Annotated in this window: 26 protein-coding genes and 2 pseudogenes; 15 read left to right on the top strand and 13 right to left on the bottom strand. The window is 59.4% G+C overall.

Features of this window, described 5'->3' with window-relative positions:
* Nucleotides 1-42: 42 nt before the first annotated feature.
* The gene (locus AC0L4F_RS00140; RefSeq protein WP_280520463.1) at nt 43-417 is read right to left on the bottom strand and encodes a beta-keto acid cleavage family enzyme; all 375 of its coding nucleotides are present in this window, start codon (nt 415-417) and stop codon (nt 43-45) included.
* A gap of 22 nt (nt 418-439) precedes the next feature.
* A pseudogene (locus AC0L4F_RS00135) lies at nt 440-907 on the bottom strand (beta-keto acid cleavage family enzyme); the annotation flags it as partial.
* 237 nt (nt 908-1,144) lie between these two features.
* Between AC0L4F_RS00135 and AC0L4F_RS00130 the strand changes: the two are divergent.
* Nucleotides 1,145-1,909, top strand: a complete 765-nt coding sequence (locus AC0L4F_RS00130; protein WP_244683796.1) for an SDR family NAD(P)-dependent oxidoreductase — start codon at nt 1,145-1,147, stop codon at nt 1,907-1,909.
* Nucleotides 1,910-1,925: 16 nt separating this feature from the next.
* On the opposite strand, the gene AC0L4F_RS00125 is transcribed toward AC0L4F_RS00130, so the two are convergent.
* Nucleotides 1,926-2,636, bottom strand: a complete 711-nt coding sequence (locus AC0L4F_RS00125; RefSeq protein ID WP_244683794.1) for a GntR family transcriptional regulator — start codon at nt 2,634-2,636, stop codon at nt 1,926-1,928.
* Between the two features lie 202 nt (nt 2,637-2,838).
* Between AC0L4F_RS00125 and AC0L4F_RS00120 the strand changes: the two genes are divergently transcribed.
* Genes AC0L4F_RS00120 through AC0L4F_RS00105 form a run of 4 tightly spaced genes read left to right on the top strand, consistent with a single transcriptional unit; the run spans nt 2,839 to nt 6,970 of the window.
* Nucleotides 2,839-3,546, top strand: a complete 708-nt coding sequence (locus tag AC0L4F_RS00120; RefSeq protein ID WP_244683792.1) for a CoA transferase subunit A — start codon at nt 2,839-2,841, stop codon at nt 3,544-3,546.
* A 58-nt stretch (nt 3,547-3,604) separates the two neighbouring features.
* A complete protein-coding gene (locus tag AC0L4F_RS00115) occupies nt 3,605-4,228 on the top strand; it encodes a CoA transferase subunit B (RefSeq protein WP_244683789.1) in 624 nt (207 codons plus the stop codon).
* Nucleotides 4,229-4,256: 28 nt separating this feature from the next.
* Nucleotides 4,257-5,045, top strand: a complete 789-nt coding sequence (locus tag AC0L4F_RS00110) for a 3-hydroxybutyrate dehydrogenase (protein ID WP_244683787.1) — start codon at nt 4,257-4,259, stop codon at nt 5,043-5,045.
* A 2-nt stretch (nt 5,046-5,047) separates the two neighbouring features.
* On the top strand, nt 5,048-6,970 hold the full coding sequence (locus AC0L4F_RS00105) for an acyl CoA:acetate/3-ketoacid CoA transferase (RefSeq protein WP_244683784.1): 1,923 nt from the start codon (nt 5,048-5,050) through the stop codon (nt 6,968-6,970).
* Nucleotides 6,971-6,991: 21 nt separating this feature from the next.
* On the opposite strand, the gene AC0L4F_RS00100 is transcribed toward AC0L4F_RS00105, so the two are convergent.
* Nucleotides 6,992-7,522, bottom strand: a complete 531-nt coding sequence (locus AC0L4F_RS00100) for a gamma carbonic anhydrase family protein (RefSeq protein ID WP_244683782.1) — start codon at nt 7,520-7,522, stop codon at nt 6,992-6,994.
* 57 nt (nt 7,523-7,579) lie between these two features.
* Nucleotides 7,580-8,599: a LacI family DNA-binding transcriptional regulator gene (locus AC0L4F_RS00095; RefSeq protein ID WP_244683780.1), complete on the bottom strand. Its 1,020-nt coding sequence runs from the start codon at nt 8,597-8,599 to the stop codon at nt 7,580-7,582.
* A 316-nt stretch (nt 8,600-8,915) separates the two neighbouring features.
* On the opposite strand from AC0L4F_RS00095, the gene AC0L4F_RS00090 reads away from it, so the two are divergent.
* Both AC0L4F_RS00090 and AC0L4F_RS00085 read left to right on the top strand, forming a co-directional pair.
* Nucleotides 8,916-9,569 carry a ZinT family metal-binding protein gene (locus tag AC0L4F_RS00090; protein ID WP_244683778.1) on the top strand — a complete coding sequence of 218 codons (654 nt, stop codon included), beginning with the start codon at nt 8,916-8,918 and terminating at the stop codon, nt 9,567-9,569.
* 60 nt (nt 9,570-9,629) lie between these two features.
* Nucleotides 9,630-10,859: a GTP-binding protein gene (locus AC0L4F_RS00085; RefSeq protein ID WP_244686271.1), complete on the top strand. Its 1,230-nt coding sequence runs from the start codon at nt 9,630-9,632 to the stop codon at nt 10,857-10,859.
* Nucleotides 10,860-10,971: 112 nt separating this feature from the next.
* Here the strand turns inward: AC0L4F_RS00085 and AC0L4F_RS00080 are convergent, their stop codons facing one another.
* Genes AC0L4F_RS00080 through AC0L4F_RS00065 form a run of 4 tightly spaced genes read right to left on the bottom strand, consistent with a single transcriptional unit; the run spans nt 10,972 to nt 14,824 of the window.
* Nucleotides 10,972-12,483, bottom strand: a complete 1,512-nt coding sequence (locus tag AC0L4F_RS00080) for a tripartite tricarboxylate transporter permease (RefSeq protein WP_244683775.1) — start codon at nt 12,481-12,483, stop codon at nt 10,972-10,974.
* Nucleotides 12,484-12,486: 3 nt separating this feature from the next.
* Nucleotides 12,487-12,933 carry a tripartite tricarboxylate transporter TctB family protein gene (locus tag AC0L4F_RS00075; protein ID WP_244683773.1) on the bottom strand — a complete coding sequence of 149 codons (447 nt, stop codon included), beginning with the start codon at nt 12,931-12,933 and terminating at the stop codon, nt 12,487-12,489.
* A complete protein-coding gene (locus AC0L4F_RS00070) occupies nt 12,915-13,841 on the bottom strand; it encodes a BMP family lipoprotein (protein ID WP_244683771.1) in 927 nt (308 codons plus the stop codon). Before AC0L4F_RS00070 ends, AC0L4F_RS00075 begins: the two co-directional genes overlap by 19 nt.
* 20 nt (nt 13,842-13,861) lie before the next feature.
* Nucleotides 13,862-14,824 carry a Bug family tripartite tricarboxylate transporter substrate binding protein gene (locus tag AC0L4F_RS00065; RefSeq protein WP_244683768.1) on the bottom strand — a complete coding sequence of 321 codons (963 nt, stop codon included), beginning with the start codon at nt 14,822-14,824 and terminating at the stop codon, nt 13,862-13,864.
* 264 nt (nt 14,825-15,088) lie between these two features.
* On the opposite strand from AC0L4F_RS00065, the gene AC0L4F_RS00060 reads away from it, so the two are divergent.
* Nucleotides 15,089-15,937 carry a MurR/RpiR family transcriptional regulator gene (locus tag AC0L4F_RS00060; RefSeq protein WP_244683766.1) on the top strand — a complete coding sequence of 283 codons (849 nt, stop codon included), beginning with the start codon at nt 15,089-15,091 and terminating at the stop codon, nt 15,935-15,937.
* Here the strand turns inward: AC0L4F_RS00060 and AC0L4F_RS00055 are convergent.
* The 3 genes and pseudogenes from AC0L4F_RS00055 to araD form a co-directional block, all read right to left on the bottom strand.
* Nucleotides 15,934-16,827: an SMP-30/gluconolactonase/LRE family protein gene (locus AC0L4F_RS00055; protein WP_244683764.1), complete on the bottom strand. Its 894-nt coding sequence runs from the start codon at nt 16,825-16,827 to the stop codon at nt 15,934-15,936. The two genes, AC0L4F_RS00060 and AC0L4F_RS00055, sit on opposite strands and share 4 nt — an antisense overlap.
* A gap of 46 nt (nt 16,828-16,873) precedes the next feature.
* A complete protein-coding gene (locus tag AC0L4F_RS00050; RefSeq protein ID WP_244683762.1) occupies nt 16,874-17,770 on the bottom strand; it encodes a dihydrodipicolinate synthase family protein in 897 nt (298 codons plus the stop codon).
* A 16-nt stretch (nt 17,771-17,786) separates the two neighbouring features.
* Nucleotides 17,787-19,511: pseudogene (araD, locus tag AC0L4F_RS00045) on the bottom strand (L-arabinonate dehydratase); the annotation flags it as partial.
* Between the two features lie 240 nt (nt 19,512-19,751).
* On the opposite strand from araD, the gene AC0L4F_RS00040 reads away from it, so the two are divergent.
* The 4 genes from AC0L4F_RS00040 to AC0L4F_RS00025 are packed head-to-tail and all read left to right on the top strand — an operon-like array spanning nt 19,752 to nt 23,844.
* Nucleotides 19,752-20,801, top strand: coding sequence for a type 2 periplasmic-binding domain-containing protein (locus AC0L4F_RS00040; RefSeq protein WP_244683758.1), 1,050 nt, complete (start codon nt 19,752-19,754; stop codon nt 20,799-20,801).
* 59 nt (nt 20,802-20,860) lie between these two features.
* Nucleotides 20,861-22,792: a tripartite tricarboxylate transporter permease gene (locus AC0L4F_RS00035; RefSeq protein ID WP_244683756.1), complete on the top strand. Its 1,932-nt coding sequence runs from the start codon at nt 20,861-20,863 to the stop codon at nt 22,790-22,792.
* Between the two features lie 21 nt (nt 22,793-22,813).
* Nucleotides 22,814-23,041, top strand: a complete 228-nt coding sequence (locus tag AC0L4F_RS00030; RefSeq protein WP_244683754.1) for a LacI family DNA-binding transcriptional regulator — start codon at nt 22,814-22,816, stop codon at nt 23,039-23,041.
* Nucleotides 22,993-23,844, top strand: coding sequence for a substrate-binding domain-containing protein (locus tag AC0L4F_RS00025; protein WP_244683752.1), 852 nt, complete (start codon nt 22,993-22,995; stop codon nt 23,842-23,844). The genes AC0L4F_RS00030 and AC0L4F_RS00025 overlap by 49 nt, the downstream gene beginning before the upstream one ends.
* Here AC0L4F_RS00025 and AC0L4F_RS00020 read toward each other — a convergent pair.
* Nucleotides 23,822-24,094, bottom strand: a complete 273-nt coding sequence (locus tag AC0L4F_RS00020; protein ID WP_244683749.1) for a hypothetical protein — start codon at nt 24,092-24,094, stop codon at nt 23,822-23,824. The genes AC0L4F_RS00025 and AC0L4F_RS00020 overlap by 23 nt on opposite strands.
* Before the next feature lie 356 nt (nt 24,095-24,450).
* On the opposite strand from AC0L4F_RS00020, the gene AC0L4F_RS00015 reads away from it, so the two are divergent.
* The 3 genes from AC0L4F_RS00015 to AC0L4F_RS00005 form a co-directional block, all read left to right on the top strand.
* The gene (locus AC0L4F_RS00015) at nt 24,451-25,524 is read left to right on the top strand and encodes an ABC transporter substrate-binding protein (RefSeq protein ID WP_244683747.1); all 1,074 of its coding nucleotides are present in this window, start codon (nt 24,451-24,453) and stop codon (nt 25,522-25,524) included.
* Nucleotides 25,460-26,059, top strand: a complete 600-nt coding sequence (locus AC0L4F_RS00010; protein WP_244683745.1) for an ABC transporter substrate-binding protein — start codon at nt 25,460-25,462, stop codon at nt 26,057-26,059. The genes AC0L4F_RS00015 and AC0L4F_RS00010 overlap by 65 nt, the downstream gene beginning before the upstream one ends.
* 108 nt (nt 26,060-26,167) lie before the next feature.
* On the top strand, nt 26,168-26,900 hold a 733-nt coding region (locus AC0L4F_RS00005; RefSeq protein ID WP_244683743.1), incomplete at its 3' end, for an ABC transporter permease.

The following is a 26,900-nucleotide window of genomic DNA, read 5'->3' as shown; positions in this document are numbered from 1 at the left end:
GCGGGGGAAAATCCCCCGCCAAATGGGCGATTTAGGCGATGATCAGAGGGGCCTTAGCCCGAGGATTTCCCGGGCCTCGGCCGGGGTGGCCATGGACCCGCCCAACGATGTCACGATGCTGACACCCTTTTCCACCAGTTGGGCATTGCTTTTGCACAGCTCGCCCTTGTCGATATAAACCGTGTCTTCCATCCCGATGCGCACATGGCCGCCCATCAAATAGGACAGCGCCATCATGCGGAAGGCATTTTTGCCAATGCCAAAGGCGGCCCATTCGCTGTTTTCGGGAAGCTGGGAAATCAGATAGGCCAGCGTCTGGTAATTGGCCGCAGAGCCAAAGTTGATCCCCATCACAAACTGGAACATCGCGGGTGATTTCAGGATGCCCTTGGCGATGAAATCCTTGGCCATGTTCAAATCGCCCAGAGTCAAAGATTTCGATCTCTGGCTTGGTGCCGGCTTCGGTGGCGATATCGGCCATCACCTTTAGCGTCGGGGGCGTGTTGATCACGGTCCAGGTCTTGTTGACCATGGTGTTGAAATCCAGCGTACAGATTTCCGGTTTCAACTCTTTGACATGCGCCGACCGCAGGCTGGGGTGGCACAGGGTTGTGCCGGGGCAGGCGACGCTGGGGTCTTCTTCGCTGGGGACGAAGCGCTGGCCCTCGCCGGTGGTCAGGTTGATGACAATGTCGGAGCCTGCGTCGCGGATGCGGTCCACGACCTCGCGATAGAGATTGATATCCATCGACCCTTTGGCGGTGTCCGGGTCACGCACATGCATATGCGCGATTGCGGCGCCGGCCTTGCCCGCGTCTATGGCGGCCTGGGCGATTTCCGCAGGCGTCACCGGAAGATTTTCGTTTTGCGATGGCATGGTTCCGTTTCCGGTGACCGCGCAGGTCATGATGGTTTTCTGAGCCAAGACAGGCGTCCTTTCGTGATTTCGGCATCTTTCCGGGCGTGATTTCCGGAAAATTTTGCCCTTGGTCGGCCCTTCAAAGCGGCCCGGCAAATTTCTATTGTTATAAACTACTATATGTTTTAATGTTTGTAAATATGCCAGCCGCCAAATTTTGGTCGGCCTGCAATGCGGACACCGGCGCCCCAGCATGGCGCCACCACACCGAAGCGGGAGAAACATATGGAAAATCAATCTGATAAAACGAAAACCGCCCTTGTCACCGGCGGGGCGTCGGGCATTGGTCTTGCCAGTGTGACCGCGCTGGCGAAAATGGGTGTCCGGGTTGCCATGAACCATCTGGAGGACGATTCGCAGGGCCCGGAGCAGATTGAAAACCTGCGCGCACAGGGGCTGGATGTGATTTCCGCGCCGGGCAATGTCTCTATCCCCGGCAATGCAGAGGCCATGGTGGAAAAGGCGGTCGCGGATCTGGGCGGGCTGGATTATCTGGTCAACAATGCCGGGATTGCGGGCACCCGCGATCCGATCCCCGCATCGGACTTGGACCGTATTGACGAAGACCTGTGGATGGCGCTGCTCAACACCAATTTGATTGGGGTGTTCCGCTGTTCCAAAGCCGCGGCAGGCGCGCTGCGTGCCTCTGGCGGGGCGATTGTGAACACAGCTTCAACCGCCGGCATGGGCCTTCAGGGCAGCAGCACGCCCTATGCCGCCAGCAAATCCGGCGTTGTCAGCGTCACCCGATCCTTGGCGCGGGGTCTTGCGCCGGATGTGCGGGTGAATGCGGTGGCCCCCGGCCAGGTGGCAACCCCCTGGACCCAAAACTGGCCGCAAGAGCGCAAAGATGCCGCGCTTTCCAAGATGTTGATCAAACGGCATGTTCAGGCCGAAGATGTGGCGCAAACCATCGTCTATCTGCTGACCGGCGCGCCGATGATCACCGGGCAGACCATCGTCGTTGATGGCGGCATGACCGTGTCCTGACCGGTTGGCGGTCTGACTATCCGAGAAAGTCGATGCGAAATTCCAGCGCCTCTCCCGGATAGATCAGATCGCCAAAATAGATCAGCTGATCGGCGTCATCCTTGACCTTGCGCACGACCTTGAACACCGGAGAGTTCACTTCGACCTGCAATCCTTCGGCCATTTCCAGATCCGCCGAGGCCAGTGCCACCGTTTGCGTCGCCGAGCCAAGCGTAATGCCCAGTTCCTTGAACGCCCGGACAATCAATTCTAACTCAAACTTTTCAGGAGCGCTTTCATAGATGTCTTTCTTGAGATGCACATCCAACATGCAGAACGGTTTGCCGCCCAATTGGTGCCGCCGTTTCAGCCGTTTGAAGGTGACGCCATCAAGGATGACATCGTCCAGCGGCGCGGCGTCGGTGTTCAGGTCCACCTCCAAGGGTTTGTCGCCGCCCAAAAGCTGGCTGAGATCCGATTTTACCGAAAACACCCGGCGCGGCAGAATATCGACCTGTTTGACAAAGGTGCCGCGCCCGGATGTCCGCTCGATCAATCCTTCGGCGTCCAGCGCATTCATCGCTTCGCGCACGGTCAGGCTGGTGACGCCAAAGACCTCGGCCAGCTCCTTGAGCGTCGGAAGTTTGTCGCCGCTCTTCAGCTCGCCGTTGCGGATACGGTTGCGCAAAAGCGAGGCAACTTCGACGTGCAGGGGCACATGGGCCCGGCGCATGGAACGGAGAGACACGGTAGCGGACCTTTCAAAAGCCGAAAACATAAAGACATATATAACTATTCGCGTTGCGGCACAACACGGCATGAAATTGTCGGCGCGCCGGGCGAAGCGGGGGTCGCGCTGACCCTTTCACGATCCTTTGGCCGGAGCTGTGGCCAAGGGTCAAACCCCAACTTGTCGCCCGGTTACGGCGGGGCGGTACGAAAGGATCTTCATGAACAAAATTTTTGAGACACCACAGCAGGCGCTGGAGGGCGTGTTGCATGACGGCATGTTGATTGCGGCGGGTGGTTTCGGGCTTTGCGGTATTCCCGAGTTGTTGATCGACGCGCTGGTGGAAAGCGGGGTCAAGGATCTGACCGTGGCGTCGAACAATTGCGGCGTGGATGGTTTTGGTCTGGGCAAGCTGCTCGATACGCGTCAGATCAAGAAGATGATGTCGTCTTATGTCGGCGAAAATGCTGAATTCATGCGGCAATATCTGTCGGGCGAGCTGGAACTGGAATTCAATCCTCAGGGCACTTTGGCCGAGCGTATGCGGGCCGGCGGCTGTGGCATTCCGGGGTTTTACACCAAAACCGGCGTTGGCACGGTGATTGCCGAGGGCAAGGAAGTCAAAAACTGGAACGGTCAGGATTACATCCTCGAGGAAGGCATTTTTGCCGACCTGTCGATCGTCAAGGCGTGGAAGGCCGACGACACCGGCAATCTGGTGTTCCGCAAGACCGCGCGCAATTTCAACCCGCCTGCCGCGATGTGTGGCAAGATCTGTGTGGTTGAGGTCGAGGAAATCGTGCCGCGCGGCAGCCTTGACCCCGATCACATCCACCTGCCGGGCATCTACGTGCACCGGATCATTCAGGGCGACCACGAAAAACGCATCGAACAACGGACAGTTCGGAAAAGGGAGGAAGCACAATGAAAAGTGGGAACCGGTTTTCATGCCCGTGCGTCGACCAACAAAAAAGGGAGGAAGCCTGATGCCTTGGGATCGTAATCAGATGGCGGCGCGCGCCGCACAGGAACTCGAAGACGGCATGTATGTGAACCTTGGCATCGGCATTCCGACGCTGGTGGCGAACTACGTCGGCGACAAGGACATCACCCTGCAATCGGAAAACGGCATGCTGGGCATGGGCCCCTTCCCGTTCGAGGGCGAAGAAGACCCCGACCTGATCAATGCGGGCAAGCAGACGATCACCGAACTGGCGCGGACGTCCTATTTCGACAGCGCCACCAGCTTTGGCATGATCCGCGGCGGCAAGATCGCAGCCGCGATCCTGGGCGCGATGGAAGTGGCGGAAAACGGCGACCTGGCGAATTGGATGATTCCCGGCAAGCTGGTCAAAGGCATGGGCGGCGCGATGGATCTTGTGGCCGGTGTCGGCCGGGTGATCGTGGTGATGGACCACCAGAACAAACATGGCGATTCCAAAGTGTTGAAGGCCTGCACCCTGCCGCTGACCGGGCGCAGCGTCGTGGACCGGATCATCACCAACCTCGGCGTGCTGGACGTGGTCGAAGGTGGGCTTAAAATCGTCGAATGCGCCGATGGCGTCACAGAAGCAGACCTGCGCGCCGCAACAGAAGCGACCATACTCTAACATCGAAACGCCAGCCTTGGAGAAATCTATGACGGATATGAACGGAAAAACCGCAATCGTGACCGGATCAACGTCGGGAATTGGTCTGGGGCTGGCACGGGGTTTCGCAGCCGCCGGGGCACATGTCGTGCTGAACGGTTTTGGCGATGCAGCGGAAATAGAGGCCACGCGGCGGGAATTGGACGGCCTTGGCGCCGGTCGCGTGATCTATGACGGTGCCGATATGACAAGGCCGGACCAGATCGAGGCGATGGTCACCACCGCCGCCGCCGAATTCGGCAGGGTTGATATTGTGGTCAACAATGCCGGTGTTCAAACCGTGTCACCGGTCGAAGACTTCCCCAAGGAGCGTTGGGATATGATCATCGACATCAACATGAATTCGGCATTTCATGTGGTGCGTGCGGCGGTTCCGCATATGAAATCAGCAGGTTGGGGGCGGATCATCAATATCGCCTCGGCGCATGGGCTGGTGGCGTCGCCGTTCAAATCCGCCTATGTCACCGCGAAACACGGGGTTGTCGGTCTGACCAAGACCGTCGCCTTGGAGGTCGCGCAGGACGGCATTACCTGCAATGCGATCTGCCCCGGCTATGTCCTGACGCCCCTGGTCGAGTCGCAGATCCCCGACACCGCCAAGGCGCGCGGCATGACCGAAGAAGAGGTCAAGCGCGACGTGTTGTTGGCGGCGCAATGGACCAAGAAATTCGTCACCGTAGAGCAGCTTGCCGGGGTTGCGCTGTTTCTGTGTTCCGATGTCGCGGAAAACATCACCGGAGTCGCCCTGCCGGTTGATGGCGGCTGGACGGCGGCCTAGACATGAGTATGCGCAACAAAATCGTATCCGCGGCAGAGGCCGCTGCATTGGTCAAGGATGGTGATGTTGTCACGACCTCGGGATTCGTCGGCATCGGGGTGCCGGATGAATTGCTGGCCGCGGTTGAGACACGTTTTTTGGACACAGGCCATCCACGTGACTTGAGCCTTGTGTTTGCCGCAGGGCAGGGCGATGGCAAGGATCGGGGCCTGAACCGGCTGGGCCACCAAGGTTTGCTGAAACGGGTGATTGGCGGCCATTGGGGGTTGATCCCCAAGGTCGCGGCGCTGGCCGTATCGGGCAAGATCGAGGGCTGGAACCTGCCGCAGGGCTGCATCAGCCAGCTGTATCGCGACATTGCGGCGGGCAAGCCGGGGATGCTGTCCAAGGTGGGGTTGGAGACCTTTGTTGATCCGCGTCTGGGTGGCGGCGCGATCAACGATATTTCGACCGCACCGCAGGTCGAATTGATGCAGATCGGCGGCGAAGATGTGCTGTTTTATCCGGCGCAACGGCTGAGTGTGGCGTTGTTGCGCGGCACCACGGCGGATGAAGCGGGCAATATCACGATGGAGCGCGAGGCGCTGACCATCGACAATCTGGCGCAGGCGATGGCGGTCAAGAATTCCGGCGGCGTGGTCATCGTTCAGGTCGAACGCGTCGCCCGTGCACGCACACTTGCCGCGCGCGAGGTGCATATTCCCGGAATTTTTGTCGATGCCGTTGTGGTGTCGAAACCGGAAAACCACGTCCAGACCTATGCCACCGCATTCAGTCAGGCCTTTACCAATCGCATCCGCCCGCCCGAAGGGGAAATGCCGCCGATGCCACTGGATGCGCGCAAGATCATTGCCCGGCGCTGTGCCTTTGAATTGCCGATCAACGGGGTGGTCAATCTTGGGATTGGCATGCCCGAAGGCGTGGCCTGTGTCGCTGCCGAAGAGGGGTTGCTGGACCATCTGACCCTGACGGCAGAGCCGGGGGTGATCGGCGGGCAACCGGCCTCGGGGTTGGATTTTGGCGCGGCGGTCAATACCGATGCGGTGATCCCCCAGAACAACCAGTTTGATTTCTACGACGGCGGCGGGCTTGATCTGGCCTGTCTTGGGCTGGCGCAGGCCGACCAAACCGGCAACGTCAATGTCTCGCGCTTTGGGCCGCGACTGGCCGGGGCGGGCGGATTTATCAATATCAGCCAGAACGCCCGCGCGCTGGTCTTTGCCGGAACGTTCACCGCCAAGGGGCTGGTGGTCGGGATTTCCGAACAAGGTGTCGATATTCAACAGGAAGGCACACATCGCAAGTTCCTGTCTTCGGTCGAACAGATCACATTTTCCGGTGCGCGGGCGGCGCGGCTGGGGCAGAAAGTGCTCTATGTGACCGAACGCTGTGTGTTCGAGCTGACCACCGAGGGGCTGAAGCTGATCGAAGTGGCGCCGGGTATCGACATTGACCGGCATGTGCTTGCGCTGATGGATGTGCCCCCGAACCTGGATGAGGTACAGGAGATGGATGCCCGGATCTTTGCCGAGGGCGAAATGGATCTGCGCACCAACCTGCTGCATCTGGATTTGCCGGATCGGGTGGCGCTGGACGCGGGGCGCGACCGGCTGTTCCTCAACTTTGAAAAGATGCGCGTCAGAAGCGAGGGCGATGTGCGTCGGGTCGGCGAATTGGTGGCCAGAACCTGCGCCGCGTTTGGGCGGCGGGTTGATGTGGTGGTGAACTATGACGGCTTTCGGATTGATGAAACGCTGGAGGCTGGTTGGGCGCGCATGGTCGCGGATCTGACCGGGAAATACTATGGCACCGTGTCGCGATACTCCGGATCGGCCTTCATGCGGATGAAACTGGGCGAGGTTTTTCCAGACGCGCGCACCCATATCTTTGAAACGGGCCAGCAGGCGCGCGCCTTTCTGGATTAAAGGCGCGCAGCGGGTCGGGTGTCATTCGACAATGGTCATTTCGGCTTCGAAACGTTTCCAGTTCTTGACGTAGTTGTCGGCAGGTTTGCGCAGCGTGGCCAGCCCCTCTTCGCCAAGCGCGCGCACGACTTTGGCCGGCGATCCCATGACGAGGGAGCCGTCCGGGATCTCTTTGCCTTCGGTCACCAGAGCGCCCGCGCCGATCAGGCAGTTTTTGCCGATTTTGGCACCGTTCAGGATGGTCGCCCCCATACCGATCAGGGTGCCGTCGCCGATGGTACAGCCATGCACAATCGCGCGGTGCCCGACGGTGACGCCCTTGCCGATGATCGCCGGAAAACCGGGATCGGCGTGGATCATGGCGTGTTCCTGGATATTGGTGCCGTCGCCGATGCTCAGCGGTTCCTTGTCACCGCGCAGGACGGCCCCGAACCAGATGCCAACATCCCGCCCCAACCGCACGTCCCCAATGACATGCGCGCCCGGGGCGACCCAATAGGTGCCGGGACCGGCGGTTTGCGGCGCAATGTCGCCAAGTGCATAGATCGTCATTCAACAGGTTCCTTTTCAAAGGTCCGAACAGGCAGGATTCTGTGGCCGCCGGGACGGTCAGGTGCTGCCCCGTTCGATAAGTTCAAAGCCAAGGTTGATTTTCTGGGGGGCGCTGTCCGGGGTTTTGGCCCGGCGCAGGATGCTCTGTGCGATCAGACGGCCCATTTCTTCGTGCGGGGGGCGAATGGTTGTCAGGGGCGGGCGGCTGGCCACGGTGGGATCAAGATCCCCGAACCCAATGACCGAAATATCCCCGGGCACGTGCCGACCCATGTCTTGCGCAGCGGTCAGCCCGCCGAGCGCCACGGCATCGCCGGAAAAGGCCACGCCATCGACATCGGGGAATTCTGTCAAAATCTGCTGCATGATCGCCATACCGGCGGCGGCGTTGCGTTCGCCCACTTCCATCACCCGCCCCGTGACCTCGTCTTGGGCTGCGACCACCGCCATAAAGGCATCGGCACGGACCTGGGCGCGGGGATCACGCGCCAGTTGATGCCCGACAAAGACAAGGTTGCGGCGCCGCTTTTCAATCAGATGCTGCGCCACGGCGCGGCCCGCGCCCTCCATCGAGAAGCCAATGACATTGTCCAGCGGCCTGTCGGTGTAATCCCACATCTCGTAGACCGGGCAATTCGCCCCCAAAAGCAGGCGCATTGCATCGCGGCTGTGATGAATTCCCGTCACAATCAGGGCCACGGGGTTCCAGCGCAAAAAGGCCTGAATGGCCTGTTCTTCGCGCAGCGGGTCATAGTCATGGGTGCCCATCATCAACTGAAGGCCCGATGTTTCCAATTCCGACGACATCGCCTGAAGCGACTGGCTGAAAATCGCATTGGCCAGCGTTGGCACCACCACGCCGACAATCGGCGACTGTGCGCCGGCCATTGAGCTGGCAATCGGGCTGGGGGCATAGCCCAGTCGTTTGACGGCCTCCTGAACACGGGCCGTGATGTCCGGCGACGCCGCGCCGGGGGTGCGCAACACACGCGACACCGAAGCGAGTGAGACGCCAGCGGCGGCGGCAACATCCTGCATACGGACCTGTTTGCGGCTTTCAGGGGTCTCTTTTTCCACGGGGCTTGTCCGATTCCATTTCTTGGAGAACGCTTACAGGATTAAGTGCCTATTTTCAAACATTGGTGCATAGTCGTACAATTTAAACGGCTATTTGGCGGTAAGAGCATGAAATAGCCTGTGAAAGCGCTTTCACAGTTTCCGTGATTTTAAGGACCCTTCTCAATATTTGGCGGCGTGACATCCGGGGCTCTTGTTGGTTTTCGTCCATATCGCTGTTGCTGGCGGCAGAGTGATAGGGTAACGCTCCGATTTGTTATGTTATAACATGCCGAATCAAATTGACCCACTGGTCGCAATAACCCGGAGATCCCCCATGCCACTCAAATCGGCCAAACATATCAGCGTGATCGCCATTTGCGCGTCGATCGCGTTGACCCCTGCGGTGTTCGCTAAATCCAGCAAGGCGCACGACAGCGCCCACAGCCATTCCGCCGAAGACATCTACAAAGGCATATTTGATGACGATCAAATCCAGCCGCGTGACTTGTCGGATTGGGCCGGTGACTGGCAGTCGGTCTATCCACTTTTGCTGGATGGATCATTGGATGATGTGATGGCGGACAAGGCGGCGCATGGCGACCGCACCGCCGCCGAATACAAAGCCTATTACGAGGTCGGATATGCCACCGATGTAGAGCGCATCCTTTTCGAGGGCGACACCGCCACCTTCTTTCGCAACGGCGCGCCGCTTCAGGCCCGGTACAAAAACGACGGCTACGAAGTATTGACCTATAACTCGGGCAATCGGGGCGTGCGCTATGTGTTTGCAAAGGTCAGCGGCGATGCCGATGCGCCGGCGTATTTTCAGTTCAGCGATCACCGCATCGCACCGGCCAAGTCGGATCATTATCATCTTTATTGGGGTGATGATCGCGCGGCCTTGCTCGAAGAACTGACAAATTGGCCGACCTATTATCCGTCCGACCTCAGCGGCGCTGACATCTCGGCGGAGATGCGCGCGCATTGAGCCCGGGCACCGGGACATGTCGGGTGACATGCCCCAACCACCACTTCCATCAAACGAGCGATTGTTCCCCATGAAAACGCAGATTCCCGCCTTCCTGTCACCGTGCTTTCCGGCTTTCTTGGTGCTGGCAAAACCACGCTTTTGAACAGCGTCCTGAACAACCGGGAAGGGCGGCGCGTTGCTGTGATCGTGAACGACATGTCCGAGGTCAACATCGACGCCGATCTGATCCGCGAAGGCGGTGCCGATCTGAGCCATACCGATGAAACACTGGTTGAAATGTCGAATGGATGTATCTGTTGTACCCTGCGCGATGATCTGCTGCTTGAGGTGCGGCGGCTCGCCGGTGAGGGGCGATTTGACTATCTGTTGATTGAATCTTCCGGCGTGTCAGAGCCCCTGCCGGTGGCGGCGACCTTTGATTTCCGCGACGAAGAGGGCCAGAGGCTGTCGGATGTGGCGCGGTTGGATACGATGGTTACGGTTGTGGACACAATGAACCTTCTCAAGGATTACGCCAGCCATGATTTCCTGAAAGACCGGGGGCAGGAGGTTGGCGATGCCGACGACCGGACCCTGGTTGATCTTCTGGTGGATCAGATCGAATTTGCCGATGTGGTTGTCCTGAACAAGGTCAGCATTGCCGGCGCAGAGCGGTTGGATGCGGCGCGCAAGATCATTACCGCGCTGAACCCCGATGCAAAGATCGTCGAAACCGACTATAGCGCTGTCCCGCAGGACCGGATTTTCGACACCGGCCTGTTTGATTTTGAAACCGCGCATGAACACCCCCTTTGGGCAAAGGAGCTCTATGGTTTCGCGGATCACGTGCCAGAGACCGAAGAATATGGTGTTTCGTCCTTTGTGTATCGCGCACGGCGGCCATTCCACCCGCAAAAGATCCATGATGTGCTGAATGGCGCGTTGCCGGGTGTGCTTCGCGCAAAGGGTCATTTCTGGATTGCGACCCGGCCGGATTGGTTGGCCGAATTTTCCCTGGCCGGCGCGCTAAGCTCGGTACGACCGCTGGGCAAATGGTGGGCAAGCGTGCCCCAGGACCGACGCCCCAACCATCCAGAGGCCATCGCCTATCTGGAGCGGCATTGGGCAGAGCCATTCGGGGATCGCAGACAGGAATTGGTTTTGATCGGGTCCGGCATGAACAAGCCAGAGATCACTGCCGCCCTTGATGCGGCATTGCTGGATGACGACCAGATGGCACAGGCCGAGGATTGGCCGAAATTGCCCGATCCGTTCCCGAATTGGCGCGAGGCCCCGGCGGCAGCATGACACAGGTTGCGTTCAGCCAGTGACGGCACCCCGTGCCGAAGGGCGTGCCAGAACGACAGCAGCGGGCCGTTGATACGGCCCGCTGGCAGTTTCGGACAAGTGCAAAGGCGGCTTATGCTGTGCCTTTGCGGGCGATCAGGTTGGTCAGGATCTTTTTGACCGGAAATGCCGTGGCACAGAGCACCAGAACCCCAATCCCCAACAATGCCGCGCTGCCGGGCCGTTCGAGAAAGACCAGTGGATCGCCCCGCGACAGCAACATGGCGCGGCGGAAATATTCCTCCATCATTGGTCCCAGGACAAACCCGATCAGCATCGGGGCCGGTTCAAACCGGAACAGACGCAGCACATAGCCAATGACGCCAAAGGCCAGTGTCGCCCATACATCGGTCAGCGAATTGGAAATGCCGTAAACCCCGACACAGATCATCATGATCACCGTGGGATAAAGATAGTAATGCGGCACCCGCAGCAGACGCACCCAGAGGCCGATCAACGGGATGTTCAGCACCAGCAAGAACAGATTGCCAAACAGAAAGCTGACAACCAACCCCCAGAACAGGTCCGGGTGATCCGAAATCAATCGCGGCCCCGGCGTAATGCCGTGGATCATCAGTGCGCCCAACATCAGCGCCATGGTGGTTGATCCGGGAATGCCCAGTGTCAGGGTTGGAATGAATGCGGTCTGTGCCGCGGCATTATTGGCCGCCTCCGGCACGACAACCCCCTCGATTGCGCCTTTGCCAAAGTTGTCCTTGTTGCGGCTGACGCGTTTTTCCAGAGCATAGCCGACAAAGCTGGCCACGGTCTGACCGGTGCCGGGCAGGGTGCCGAAAAACGCGCCAATGGTGGACCCGCGCAGCGCCGGCAGAAAACTGCGCCGCCATTCGCCCCAGCTGGGATAGATGTCGCGCCCGCGCAGGGTCTGGCCGGCATAGCTTTGGGTGGCGCCGCGCAGCGATATCATGACCTCGGAAATGCCGAAAAGCCCCATGGCCACCACGACCAGCGATACACCGTCGCGCAATTCGGCAATGCCGCCGGTGAACCGGGTGTCGCCGCTATTCACATCCACGCCGATCGTGCCCAGCAGGATGCCAAGACAGACCATCATCAGCCCGCGCAAGACACCGGAGGAGCTGACAATAGATGCCGCAATCAGACCCAGCACCATGACAGAGAAATATTCCGCCGGCTGGAACAGCAGCGCAAATTCCGCCAGCCGGGGTGACAGCAACACCATGACAATCACGCCAAAGATCGCCCCGAAAAACGATGCGACCGAGGTGGCAAAAAGGGCAACACCGGCGCGCCCCTGTTGCGCCATCGGATAGCCGTCGATGCAGGTGACCGATGACGAGGGGGTGCCGGGAATGTTCAACAGGATCGACGCGATCGAGCCGCCGTATTCGGCACCGTAATAGACCCCGGCCAGCATCACCAATGCGGTGGACGGTTCCAGATAGAATGAAATCGGCAACAGCATCGCCACCGCCGCAAGCGGGCCAACGCCGGGCAACACGCCAATAAAGGTGCCAAGGAACACACCGACAAAACAATAGGTCAGATTGGTCATTGTGGCCGCTGTGGCCAGCCCAAGGCTGAGATTCGCAAACATCTCCATGTGTTAGATCCCCCGGATCGCGACAAAGGGCATGCCCAGCCCGCGGACAAAAATCAACCAGACGCCAATCGCCACCCCAACCGCCAGGGCGGCGCGCAATGGCCAGCGAAACCCCGGAATGGCCGATCCGGTGGCAAACACCGCCACCGCCGTGGCCGGCAAAACCCCAAGTAATGGCGTCAAGAAGGCAAAGGCCGACACGCCGGCCACCACGCCAAGCACGGCAATCGGGTCGGCCTTTTCGGTGGCCATCGGTGCACGCAGGTTCTGGACCAAACCAATGGCGGCCAAAACCGCCAAAAGGGCACCAACAAGCAGCGGAAAGGCCCCCGGACCCATGCGCCGGAACGAGCCGAGATCAAGGCTGGCCACGGCACCAAAGGCAAAGGTCAGCCCCGCCACCAGCATGATCAGCGGCCCAAGATGGGTGATCAGCTTTCCATTATGCATGTCAGACCCTCGGGCTGAAATTCCGGACCATCATAGCTTTCTGGCACGTGAATTGTACCGGTGCGAATGTCTTCGGCGGCAGCGGCGATCTTTGCCCGCACTTCCGCCGGTACCGTGGCTCCCATCGACAGGTCGACAAATTCGCCATCGGCCAGACCGAATTGGATCACGCGCTCCGGGGTGATGTGCCGGGTCATATCGGCCACCGCACGTGTGACGCCCAGGTCGATGCGGGCAATTGCCGAGCCGACAAAAACCTCCGGGTCGACCGTGACCCAATCCAGCGCATTGCCAATCTGATGCGCGCCGCCCTCGCGGCAGGCGGCAATGGCCCCGCTGCGGGCGCCGTTCAGCATGGTAAACATGATATCGGCACCTGCGGCAATTTCTGCCGCTGCCCAATCGCGGGTGATGCGGCTGTCATCCTGGGTGCCGCAGAAACCGGTCAGCACCTGCACCTTTGGGTCTGTGTGGGCCACGCCGGCAACAAAGGCCGCCCGCCCCTTCAGCCCCGGCGGCACCCGATGGCCGGACAGATGCCCGACAATGCCGGTTCGGGTCAGTTGCGCCGCCAGAACCCCGGCCAAAAAGGCTGAATCCTCCTGCCGCACATCATAGCTGGCCAGATTTGCCGCCGTTTTATGGCCCTGTACCACAGCAAACCGTTTGTCCGGAAAGGACGCGGCGATTTCCGGGGTGGCGATATTGCCCTGTCCGCCGATAAAGATCAGGCCGTCCACCTGTGGTACGACCTCGGCCAGGCGGGCGCGGATTGCATCCTGATCATAGCGCACATCCGAGATGACCGAAATATCGGCCATCTCGCGTGCGGCATTGGCACCGATCAGGGCGCTGGCGTTGAAACCGGCGTCATCCACCTCTCCAACGAAGAAAACTGCGATTTTCATCGGTTGCTCCTTGCCTTGGGTCATTCCATCGCTGCTTTGACCATGGGCGTCCATTGGTCGAGCTGGGCACTGACGTATTCGGAAAACGCTTCGCTTGTCTTGGGCGCGCGGACCAAACCCCAGGTGTCAAACTGTGCCTTGACCTCGGGCAGGGCCATTGCGTCGGTCAGGGCGCTGTCCAGTTTGGTTTTGATGTCTTCCGGCACGCCGACAGGTGCGCTGAACCCCAGCCAGTTTTCGGCCACGATGTCATAGCCCAATTCGGTGAATGTCGGCACATCCGGCAGCGAGCTTAGCCGTTCGGTCGCGGTCACCGCCAGAGGGATGGCTGTGCCTTCTTCGACGGCGGGCAGGTTCTGGGGCACCGCGTCAAAGATCGACGGCACCACGCCACCCCGGAAATCCAGCCGCATCGGACCGGACCCTTTGTAGGGGATGTGGAACAGTTCTGTGTCGCTGACGTTTTGGAATTGTTCAGCGATGATATGGCCCCAGGACCCCACGCCGGAACTGCCGTATTCATATGCGCCGGGATCGGCCTTGGCGGCGTCAATCAGGCCCGCAAGGTCGCTGACCCCCATCGACGGCGCGGCAAACAGGCCAAGATGCACGGTGCCGACATAGGTGATATGGTCAAAATCCGCGATTGCATCATAGGGCGTGTCGGGAAACCGGATGGGCGCCACGTTGAACGGCGTCAGGTTCGACAACATCAATGTATAGCCGTCCGATTCCGCCTCTTTCAGGGCAGAGGCCGCCACGGTGCCGGCAGCGCCGGGTTTGTTTTCGACGACAAATTGCTGACCCAGGCTGGCCGAGAGTTTTTCACCCAAAAGCCGCGCCACCAGATCGCTTGACCCGCCGGGGGGAAAGGATACCAGTATCCGCACCGGACGCTCCGGCCAGTTGGTATCGGCCAGGACCGGCATGGACAGTGTCGCCAAAGCGGCGACTGTTGTGGCAAGAAGTGTTCTGCGCTGCATGTTCTGTTTCCCTGTTGATGTCTTGATGAAACCAAGGTTCCACAGCTTTGCGATTCCGCCTAGCAATGAAATCATGATTTCATGAATCCGAGATGTGAAATTCTAGTTTCGCGTAAATCCTGTGCGCATTTTTGCGATCATTGCACGAAATCCGGCAGGAATTGCGCCGCAAATCCGCCGAACTGTGCCATCCGCAGGCTGGAAAACGCGAATCACCGTCACTTCCGGCTTGTTCGCGCGCGCGCCGTCGCGCAAATTGCCGCTATGAAACCCGAGTTCCACGACGCGACCTTTTTGGCCCGTATTCGCAGCTGTTTGCCCGATCTGCATCGCGCAGAGCGCAAGCTGGGCATGTTCCTGCTCGATTTCCCGGGCGATCTTGCCTCTTACGATGCCCAGGAACTGGCCCGGCTGAGCGGTGTGTCCAAGGCAACCGTGTCGCGGTTTGTGCGTCGCATTGGCTTTGCCTCTTACGACACGGCCCGGCGCGCAGCACGGGAAGAGCGCCAGAACGGGTCACGCCACTTTCTGGCCCATGCCGAGGATATTTCCGCCGAAAAGCAAATCGCCGCCAGCATGCAGGAAGAGCTGCAAAACATCGCCTGGACCTTTGAACGTATCGACAGCGCCGATCTGGATGATTTGGCGCATTCCATCGTCGGGGCGCGCAAGGTCTGGCTGGCGGGGTATCGCATCAGCCGCAGCATCGCCGATTACGTGTATTGGCAATTGGTCAAGGTGGTGCCGGATGCCACCGTCATCCCCCAGGCGGGCGAAAGTCTGGGAGAGCACTTTGCCGCCATGCAGCCCGGTGATCTGGTGATCTGGATCGCATTGCGCCGCCGTATGGCCAACACCGATGCCGCGCTGGCTGAATTGCAGGCGCGCGGGATCACCACCGCCCTGATCACCGACGAGGGCAGTGATCTGGACGACCGCGTGCGCTGGCATTTCCGGTGCCGCATCGAAACCTCAAGCCCGCAGTTCAACCATGCCTCTGTGCTTTCGCTTTGCCATCAGATCGTGACACGCGCGACGGTACAGGCCGGGTTGGACGGGCGCAGTCGCCTGCGCGAGATTGATGAAATCAACGAACGTCTGGGCGAGGTCTAGGCGCCCGAAACCCCAAGCGCGATCATGTAGACGCTTGTTGTTGCGGTGATGAAAAGCTGGTGTTTGGCGCGGCCGCCAAAACAGACGTTCGAGACCAGCTCTGGCACAAACACCTTGCCCAGAAGCCTGCCGTCGGGCGCAATGCAATGCACGCCATCCGCGGCAGAGGTCCAGATATTGCCGTGCACGTCCAACCGGAATCCATCCGCCGCCCCGGGTGACACTTTGTGGAACACATCGCCACCGCTGAGGCCGCGATCGCCCTCCACGGCAAAGGCGCGGATATGTCGGGTGCGCACCTTATCGAACCTGCGCCCGGTATCCGCCACGTAAAGCACGCTTTCATCCGGTGAAAACGCCAATCCATTGGGGCAGTCAAAGTCGGTCAACACCGCATCCATTGTGCCGGCGTCGGGATCGACGCGATACACGTTGCAGGGCAGTTCCTCGGTTCCGCGATGGCCTTCGTAATCGCAGATGATGCCGTAATGCGGGTCGGTAAACCAAATGCTGCCATCGGATTTGACCACGACATCATTTGGTGAATTCAGGCGCTTGCCCTGAAAGCTGTCGGCAATCACGGTGATGGTGCCGTCGAATTCGGTTCGTGTCACCCGCCGCGTGCCATGTTCACAGGACACCAGCCGCCCTTGCCGGTCGCGGGTGTGGCCATTGGCAAAATTCGACGGATTGCGATAGGTCGACAGCCCGGTTTCCCGGTTCCAGCGATGGATGACATTGTTGGGAATGTCCGAAAACAGAAGACAGTCCGCATCGCCGAACCAGACCGGGCCTTCGACCCAGTCAAATCCGGTAGCGAGCTGTTTCAGATGCGCGTTGCCAATGACATAGGTGTCAAACACCGGGTCGATAATTTCGTATTTGTCCATGTCGTGATCTTCCCATTCCCGATCCTGCCAAAGGCAACAGCGCCTATCAAATCAGGTTATTCGCCGCCATGAAACCATCAAGTTGCGCCTGTTGGGCCGCGGTCAATGGCCAGGCCGAGGGCGGGCGCGTCGGACCACAGTCGAGACCCTGCGCCAGCAATGCCGCTTTGACGCCGGTGACATTGGTGCCGTTCAATTCCTCGGCGCGAATGTCCTCGAATGTGCGCATTTCTGCGATCAATGCGTTGGCGGTCGGATAATCGCCTGCATCCAGCGCCGCATGGATCGCGACCGACCGTTCCGGCCAAACGTTGATCAAGCCAGAGGTGAAGCCGCGCGCACCGACAGCATAGAGGGGCGGGGCCCAAACCTCGGCCAGACCGCCAACCCAGACAATCGACGGATCGCAGGCCTTGATCGCCTCTGCCAGTTTCAGGGGGTTGGGCGTGGCCCATTTCACGCCCTTGACGCCATCAACGGCACAGAGCGCCTCGATCCCTTTGGTGCCGATGGCATCATTGCGCAGATAGAGCATAAGCGGCAGGCCGGCGGCATCCGACACCGCCTTGATGTAATCGACGGTGCCACGGGGGCTTACAAAGGGGTCGGGCGGCTGGTGGATCATCAGGGCGGTTGCACCCGCATCGGCGCTGGCCTTGGCCAGACGCACGGCATCGCGCACACCGCGCCCGACACCGGCCAGAAGCGGCGCGCGCCCGTTGATCAGACCGGCAACATCGCGCACCATGGTGATGGCTTCGTCGGTGGTCAGGGCATAGAATTCGCCGGTGTTGCCATTCACCACGGGCATATGCACCCCGGCCCCCAATGCGCGGTCGATGATCGGGGTCAGCTTTTGCGGCGCGACGTCGCCCGCATCATCATAAGGCGTGACAAGAATACCGGAAATGCCCCGCAGGGCCGTGTCGAGATTGAGGGCCATGCGCCTCTCCTTTTCATCAGAAAATATCGGGTTCGCCTGCTGCTGCACCAAAGTCGCGCTGCAAATAGTCAAAGTCACATCCGCTGTCGGCCTGACCCACATGCTGCGAGAACATCCAGCCCCAGCCCCGTTCGAAACGACGTTCCGGCGGCGACCATGCGGCGCGGCGCGCGGCGATTTCGGTCTCGTCGACCAGCATGTCCAAACGCCGCCCTTCCAGATCCAGCCGCACGATGTCGCCTGTTTTCAACAGCGCCAGCGGCCCGCCAACAAAGCTTTCGGGGGCGACATGCAGTACGCAAGCACCATAAGACGTGCCCGACATCCGCGCATCGGAAATCCGCAACATGTCGCGGTGACCCTGTTTGATCAGCGCCTTGGGGATCGGCAACATGCCCCATTCCGGCATCCCCGGTCCACCCTGCGGTCCGGCATTGCGCAGCACCAATACGGTGTCGGGCGTTACATCCAGATCCTCGTCGTCGATGGCCGCCTTCATCTCGGGATAGCTGTCAAAGACCAGCGCCGGGCCTTCGTGTTGATAATATTTCGGATCACAGGCCGCCGGTTTGATCACCGCACCCGAAGGGCAGAGATTGCCCTTCAGCACCGCAAGCGAGCCTTCCTTGTAGACCGGATTGGACAGCGGGCGGATCACATCGTCATTGTAGACAACCGCGCCTTCCAAATTCTCGGCCAGGGTTTTGCCCGTCACGGTGATGCAGGTTGTGTCCAGCCGATCCTCGATCTGCTTCATCAGCGCCCGCAAACCGCCGGCGAAATAGAAATCTTCCATCAGATAGTCTTTGCCCGAAGGCCGCACATTGGCGATCAGCGGCGTGACCCGGCCCAGCGCATCCAGATCGTCCAGCGTCAACTGCACCCCGGCGCGGCGTGCCATCGCGATCAGATGCACCACCGCATTGGTCGAACAACCGGTTGCCATGGCGACGATTGCCGCATTGCGCACGGCGGCTTCGGTCACGATCACCTCGGGCGTCAGATCCTCCCAGACCATATCGACAATGCGGCGGCCACAGTCGGCGCCCATGCGTTGATGGCCGGAATCCGCCGCCGGGATCGACGAGGCCCCCGGCAAGGTCAGCCCGAGAGAGTTGGCAATCGCCGTCATGGTCGAAGCCGTGCCCATGGTCATACAGGTTCCCGCCGAGCGCGCGATGCCACCCTGCACCCCGACCCATTCGGCGTCGGAAATATTGCCCGCGCGCCGCTCATCCCAGAATTTCCACGCGTCAGAGCCAGAGCCCAGCGTCTTGCCCGCGTAATTGCCGCGCAGCATTGGCCCGGCAGGCAGGTAAATCATCGGCACATCGGCGGTGATGGCCCCCATCACCAGCCCCGGGGTGGATTTGTCACAGCCGCCCATCAGCACCACACCGTCCAGCGGATGTGAGCGGATGTTTTCCTCAACCTCCATCGCCAGCATGTTGCGATACAGCATCGAGGTCGGCTTGGAGAAGCTTTCATCCACCGAAAGGGACGGCAATTCGACCGGAAATCCCCCGGCCTGCAAAATCCCGCGTTTCACATCCTTGACCCGTTCCGGAAAGTGGCTGTGACAAGAGTTCAGTTCCGACCAGGTATTGAGGATGCCAATGATCGGCCTGCCCATGAACTCTTCTTCGGAATACCCCAGCTGCATCATCCGCGACCGATGGCCAAAGCTGCGCAAATCATCCGGCCCAAACCAGCGCGCGCTTCGCAATGTCTCGGGTGTTTTGCGGGGGCGATTTCATTGTGGTCTCCAACCTCGGGTCTGAATTATCTTGTTCTATGTTTGCGTATACATTTACGGCTGTCAATGATCAAGGGTGCGAATTTATTGCGGTTTATTGCTCCAATCAAAGATGTTGACAGAATGTTGTTGGGTATGATGTAAGTCTGTGTATGCGCATGCATCGCATGGTCCGAAGATACGGACCGACAAAAACCGGGGCTTCACCCCGACCGGGAGGACATCATGACTATTCAACGCAGAACACTTTTCGCCGGATTTGCCGCCGCTGCTTTGCTGGCCGCTCCGTTTGCTGCCACTGCTCAGGAATTGCCGCGCAATGTGCGCATGGTGATCGGCTCGACCTCGACCGGGGGCGACACATATCAGAACTCGGCGATTGTTGCGGACGCATTGGCCGAGCATCTGGGGATCAATATCAAGGTGGATGCGGTTGGTGCCTCTGCGGCGTTCAAGGCATTGGATCGCGACAGCCGCGGCACCACGTTGATGGTGTTCCACGATCAATCCTATCTTGGCAACCTCTATGGCGTGACCGGCTATGCCGATCCATTTGCCGATTACAACGTTGGCCCGACCGTCGCGATCAACCCCGGCAACGCCTATCTGGTGCCTGCAAATTCGCCGTATAACACGATGGAAGACATCCTTGCCGCAGCAGAGGCGGGGACGCGGGTGCGCGTCGCAATCCAGCCCGGCGGCGTGTCGGAAATCGGATTTTCCGCGATGAAAAACGCGGCAAAGCTGCGCAGCCCCGGATCCGAAGAAAATATCGTTGCGGTCAATACCGGCGGTCAGTCGGACAAGAACCAGACCATGTGGGATGGGCTTTCGGATGTGATCAACGGCTCTATTCAGGGCAATGAACAATTCACCCAACTGCCGGCCGACGATCCCAAGGCCATGAAATTTGTCTGGATCACGGCCCGCGCCGCGACGCTGGAACAGGCGCCAGAGGCCGGCATGGGCGGCACCACGCGCGACGACATGTTGCAATTTGCCTCGCCGGTGACCTCGGTGCCGGTGGATGCCGAAGGTGATTTCACTTTCGACAAGGAATTCTTCTTCTTGTTCAACAAAGATATGGATCCGGCGATTGCCGCCCAGATCGACACCGCCCTGACCGAAATCTTTGCCAAGGGCGAAATTCAGGCGCGGCAGAAGGAATCCTTCTTTATCCCGAACTTTTTGCCACAGGCGGATGCGCAACAGCATCTTGGGGACAAGCGCGATACCTATCGCAAGGTGATTGCCGAAATCGCAACCGGTTCCTGATCTGATACGGTCCGACCCCGCATTGGGGTCGGGCCCTGCGACCCCTGGCGGAGGATGCAATGACCCAAGTGACCATTGATTTTGAGACCTCTTATCTGGTCTTTCCGACGTTGATCGCCTGTATTCTGGTGCTGTTGGGCGGCGCCATTGTGGTGACCCGCTTTGCCCGCATTGCCCATTGTGGCGCCTATCTGGCGCAAATTGCCAACCGTATGGACCGGCTGCGGTTCCTGGGCGCTCTGGCGCTGACACTGGTGTATTTCATCGCGATGGTGCCGGTCGGGGATGTCTGGCCCAATACCGGCATGGGGTTTTTGATCTGTTCGATCCCCTATGTGCTGCTGACCGGATTGTTGTTCATGCATGATCGCGGTTTGCGCCAGGCCTGGCCCCCTGATCGTGGTGGCGCTGATTGCGCCGACGGTGATCTGGTATCTCTTTACAGAGCTTTTCTTCCTTACCCTTCCCTAAAAGGTGCCCCCATGGATTTCCTGGCCAATATCACGCCGCTGTTTGTGCTTCTGACCGTCGGTGGCACGTTGATCGGCATCATTTTTGGCGCCATTCCCGGCATGACGGCCACCATGGCGGTGGCGGTCTGTTTGCCGCTGACCTATTCGCTGGGGTTGGAAAACGGGCTGGCGCTGTTGTTGGGGCTTTATGTTGGCGGGATTTCAGGCGGGCTGGTGCCCGCGATCCTGTTGGGTATTCCCGGCACGCCCAGTTCGATCACCACCACATTCGATGGCTATCCAATGGCCAAACGCGGCGAAGGCGAAAAGGCCCTGCGTATCGGCATCGTGGCGTCACTGGTCGGCGGGATTGTCAGCCTTGTGGCGCTCTATTTCTTTGCGCCTGCCCTGGCGGATTTTGCCATCGCATTTTCCTATGTCGAGAAATTCCTGATCATCCTGTTTGCCCTGACGGTCATGGCGGCGCTGTCGTCCGACATGCTGATGGGCATCTTTTCGGGTTTTCTGGGCATCTTTGTCAGTCTGATTGGCACCTATTCCATTCAAAAGGGCGGCAATGGCGAGCTGCGGTTGGTGCCGCCGGGCACGGAATATTGGCTGGACAGCGGGTTTTCCCTGTTGCCGGTGCTGATCGGGTTGTTCGGGCTGGCCGCCATCCTGGAACAGGCCGAAATCGGCGTGCCCAAGGGCCAGTCACGCGATGACGTGAAAATCGGCGGCGCCAAGAGCTTCAGCTTTTCGATTTTCAAAGGCCAGTTCACCAATCTGATCCGGTCTTCCGGCATCGGCACCTTTGTTGGCATCTTGCCGGGCGTTGGCGGTTCTGCGGCCTCGATCCTGGCCTATTCCAATGCCAAGACGTTTTCGTCCCATCCCGAAACCTTTGGCAAAGGTGAACCGGCTGGGATCATGGCATCAGAGGCCGGCAACAATGGATTGACCGGTGGCGCGTTGGTGCCGCTTCTGTCACTTGGCATTCCCGGCGATGCCACAACGGCGCTTCTGATCGGGGCTTTCACGCTTCAGGGGATACAGGTTGGCCCGCTGTTCATCGGCAACAATCCCGACACCTGGAACGCGATGATCATCGCCATGATGCTGGCAAATCTGGCAATGTTTGCAATGATGTATTACGCGATCCGCTATTTTGCCCTGGTGGTCACGATCCCGAAACACATCCTGTTTCCGATCATCCTGATGATGTGTGTCATTGGCGCCTATACTATCAATTATGGCATTATGTTCGATGTCTGGACCTTGCTGATCTTTGGTATCTTCGGCTGGGTCGCAACCAAGATCGGCATCGAAATCGCGCCCTTTATCATCGGCTTTATCCTGGGGCCGTCCGCCGAGATCTATTTTGTCAAAAGCGTCGAATCCTTTGGTGATCTGACGATTTTCTTTACCAAAAGCTGGATTGCGGTTGTGTTGTGGCTGCTGATTATTGGCTCGCTGGCCGGGTCGGTGGTGATGGCGCGCAAACGTCCACCGCAACCGGCACCGCATGGGGACTTGTAAGCCCCCGAACTTGGGTCGATTATGCTGCCGATGAAAAAGGATAGCCCCCCGGATAACGGCAAGGCCCGTGTGACAATGGCGGCGGTTGGCCGCATGGCTGGCGTGTCGCAGGTGACGGTGTCGCGTGCGCTGTCGCATCCGGGCAAGGTGTCGCCGGATACGCTGCGCCGCATTCGTGACGCGATAGAGGTCACGGATTCGTGCCCAATGCGCTGGCGGGGGCGCTGGCGTCGAAACGGTCGAACCTGATCACCGCCTTGATCCCGTCGCTGACCAATATCGTCTATTCCTCGTTCGCGGCCACGTTTTCGGCGCAGATGCGCGGCCATGGTTACCAGATCCTGTTGTCGGAAACCGGGTTTGATCCCGATGCCGAAGCGGGGTTGATTGCCGCCCATCTGTCACGTCGTCCCGATGCGATGCTTTTGACCGGAATTCATCACAGCGCAGAGACCCGCAGAATGCTTTTGGGGGCCAATATCCCGGTGATTGAGGTCTGGGACGTTACCGACAGCCCGATCGACATGTGCGTTGGTTTCAATCATGTCGATGCCGGGCGGGCCGCTGCGCACTATCTGGCGGAACGAGGTTACAAAACCGCGGCAACCATCACCGCCGGCGATGAACGCGCAATGCGGCGCCAAGGTGCCTTTGCCACCAGATTTCAGGAAATGACCGGCGCGGCAGTGACCGACGCCAACACCGGTGGCCCCGCCAGCATTGGCGCTGGGCGGCGCGCCCTGGCGCATTTGATCGACCAAAATGGCCTGAAGGGCGGCGCAGTGTTCTGTAGTTCAGATTTGCTGGCGCATGGTGCGCTGATCGAGGCCCGGCACCGCGGTCTTGTGGTGCCGGATGATCTGGCGCTGATGGGCCTGGGCGATCAGGATTTCGCCCGCGATCTGGAACCGGCGCTGACCACGGTGATGATCGACCGGGTGCGTCTGGGCCATACGGCGGCGGATGCGCTTTTGACCCGTTTGGCGGGCAACACCCCGGAAACCCCGGTCATGAATCTGGGGTTTGAGATCATTCGCCGGGCGTCGGCATAAAACGGCCCACTTCGCCCGCCAGAAGGTTTTGACGGGGTTTCTTTTCATTGGATTTGGGGCCGGAAACGTCGCAATTTGACCTTAGGTAAGGCTTTTGATGATCAACAGATTCGGTGGATTTCAGGCCGCGATCTGAACCCAGATGTCGCAAACAGACCACGCGAAAATGCTGAAATTCCGGGGCGTTCCCGTTAATTTGCCAATAAAAATGATAATTTGGGTGGATACCTGCGCCTGTTTCTGTTTCCATAGATGTGTCGCATTTGTGTGCCGGGTTTCAAATCGGCGTAACCGCCGTTGGAGAAATATCAGCTTTGCAAACCGTGACTGGGTCAAGGAGGCAAGATGACCGAGACGATGCCGGGTTCTCAAACCGGTTTGGCCGAGGCGCCTTTATCGACTGCGCGTATCGCGCCCGACGCTTCGGCGTTTGGCGCGCAGCCGGGAACATTCTTCCGGCGCGGCGCGGGCCTTCCGACTGCACATCGATCAAATGCATCACATGGACTGGCCGTTCGGCGGCCGCGCGCCATATCATGACATGGATATTCCCGCGTTCCCTGACCGGGGTGCGGGCAACAAAATGAAAACAGGGAGACACAGCAAATGACGAAACCCAAGGATCTGGGCCTGATTGACCGCCTGACCAACGAGGCTCGGCTTGGCCGTTTGTCACGCCGTGCGTTCATGCGCCATTCCGTTGCGGCGGGTCTGACCACCGCGACCGCCACCGGGCTTTGGACGTCCGAGGCGAAAGCCCAGCCGAAATCCGGCGGCGCTTTCCGTGTGGCCATTCACGACAACAACAGCTCTGATACCCACAACCCCGGCACCTATTTGTCGGTGCAGCAGATTTTCCTTGCGCACACGCACCGGTCGTTCCTGACCCTGATCAACACCGATCAGACATTGGGCGGCGACGTGGCCGAAGATTGGTCGGGTTCCGAAGACGCATCGGAATGGACCTTCAAGATGCGTGACAATGTCACCTTCCACGATGGCAGCAAGGTTACGGCGGATGACGTCATTGCTTCGATGAACTTCCACCGTGGCGACGCGTCGACCTCGGCGGCCAAGGCGCTGTTGGCGGATGTTGTCGACATCACCAAGACCGATGACCTGACCGTGGTCTTTAAACTGGCCGGTCCGAATGCCGATCTGCCCTGGCTGATGACCGATTATCACCTGGCGATCCTGCCGGCGACCGAAGACGGCATTGATTGGGAATCCGGCATTGGCTGTGGCCCCTATAAAATCGTCGACGGCGAATTCGGTGTGGGCTTCAAGCTTGAGCGTCACGATGGCTGGCACCTGGAAGGCGCCTATTTCGACACGGTCGAAATGATTGCGATCAACGACCCGAACGCCCGTCAAACGGCGCTGGTCACCGGCGATGTCGACGCGGTATCGGCGATTGACCTGAAAACCATGGCGCTGATGCAGCGCAACCCGAACCTTCTGGTGGACAATGTGCCGTCGGCCTCGGCGATCACCATGCCGATGCATTGCGACACCGCGCCGTTTGACGACGTCAAGGTCCGCATGGCGCTGAAACTGGCCATGAACCGCGATGAAATCGTCGAGAAGATCGCCTTTGGCGCGGCCATTCCGGGCAATGATTTCCACCATTCGCCTGGCCCAGCCCTATTATCCCGAAGGGCTCGACCAGTTGGCGTATGACCCGGACAAGGCCAAGGCATTGCTGAAAGAAGCCGGTGCAGAGGGGCTGGAGGTCAGCGTTTCGACCGCAGATTCCCTGTTCTCGGGCGCGGTCGACATGTGCGTTCTTTATGCAGAGCAGGCCAAGGCCGCGGGCATCAAGGTCAACGCCATCCGCGAGCCGAATGATGGCTATTATTCGGATGTCTGGCTGAAAAAGCCGTTCTGTGCCGTGGCATGGGGCGCACGTCCGACACCGGATGTGATGTATTCGCTGGCTTACAAAGATGATGCCGCCTGGAACGAAAGCCGCTGGATCAACGAACGGTTCAACGTGCTGCTGCGTCAGGGCAAAGGCGAGCTGGACGATGGCAAGCGGTCGGAAATCTATCGTGAAATGGCGGAAATCGCCCGCGATGATGGCGGAACGATCATCCCGTTCTTCCGCAACTTTGTGTATGGACGCCGTTCCAACGTCCAGACCACGGGCGAGCTTGCCGCCAGCTGGGAAATGGATGGCTGTCGCGCCGCCAGCCGCTGGTGGTTCGACGGTTAACGCCGACACTTCGTGGTGGTTCGGGGGCAATTGCCCCCGGACTGCCGCTTTGGCCGGAAGGCCCAAAAACCCGCCGAATACAGCGCGGGATAACAACAGAGGGACAAGATGGGCGACATCTTTGGTCTGGTTCTGAAGCGACTGGGGTTTGGCCTTATCACGCTTCTGATTATTTCAGTGATCATCTTTTTCATGGTCGAACTTTTGCCGGGCGACATCGCCGAGGCGGTTCTTGGCCAGGGCGCAACCGAGGAAACCCTCGCCGCCATGCGCGAACAGATGGGTTTGAACAAACCGGCGTTTGTGCGTTATTTTGAATGGCTTGGCGGGGCAATTATCGGCGATTTCGGCACATCAGTGGTCAGCGGTGACCGTGTGATCGACATAATCGGCGACCGATTTGTCAACACGTTGTTCCTTGCGGCCTATGCGGCGGTGATTGCTGTTCCCTTTGCGATTACGCTGGGCATTATCGTGGCGCTGTTGCGCAACACGCTGTTTGACCGGGTGGCAAATGTGCTGACCCTGACGTCGATTTCCAGCCCGGAATTCTTTCTTGGTTACATCCTGATCCTGTATCTCGCGGTGAAAACCAGCATGTTCCCGGCGATTTCCAGTCTGAGCTCGGGGATGACATTCCCGGAACTTCTGCACCGGACCTTCCTGCCTGCCCTGACGCTGGTTCTGGTGGTCACGGCGCATATGATGCGGATGACGCGGGCGGCAATCATCAATCTCTTGGCGTCCCCCTATATCGAAATGGCCCGGCTGAAAGGCACGCCGCCCTGGAAGGTGATCGTGAAACACGCGCTGCCGAACGCTTGGGCGCCGATCATCAACG

This window comes from Marinovum sp. J2-8 (assembly GCF_055808435.1).
This window is presented reverse-complemented; position numbering and strand designations above follow the sequence as displayed.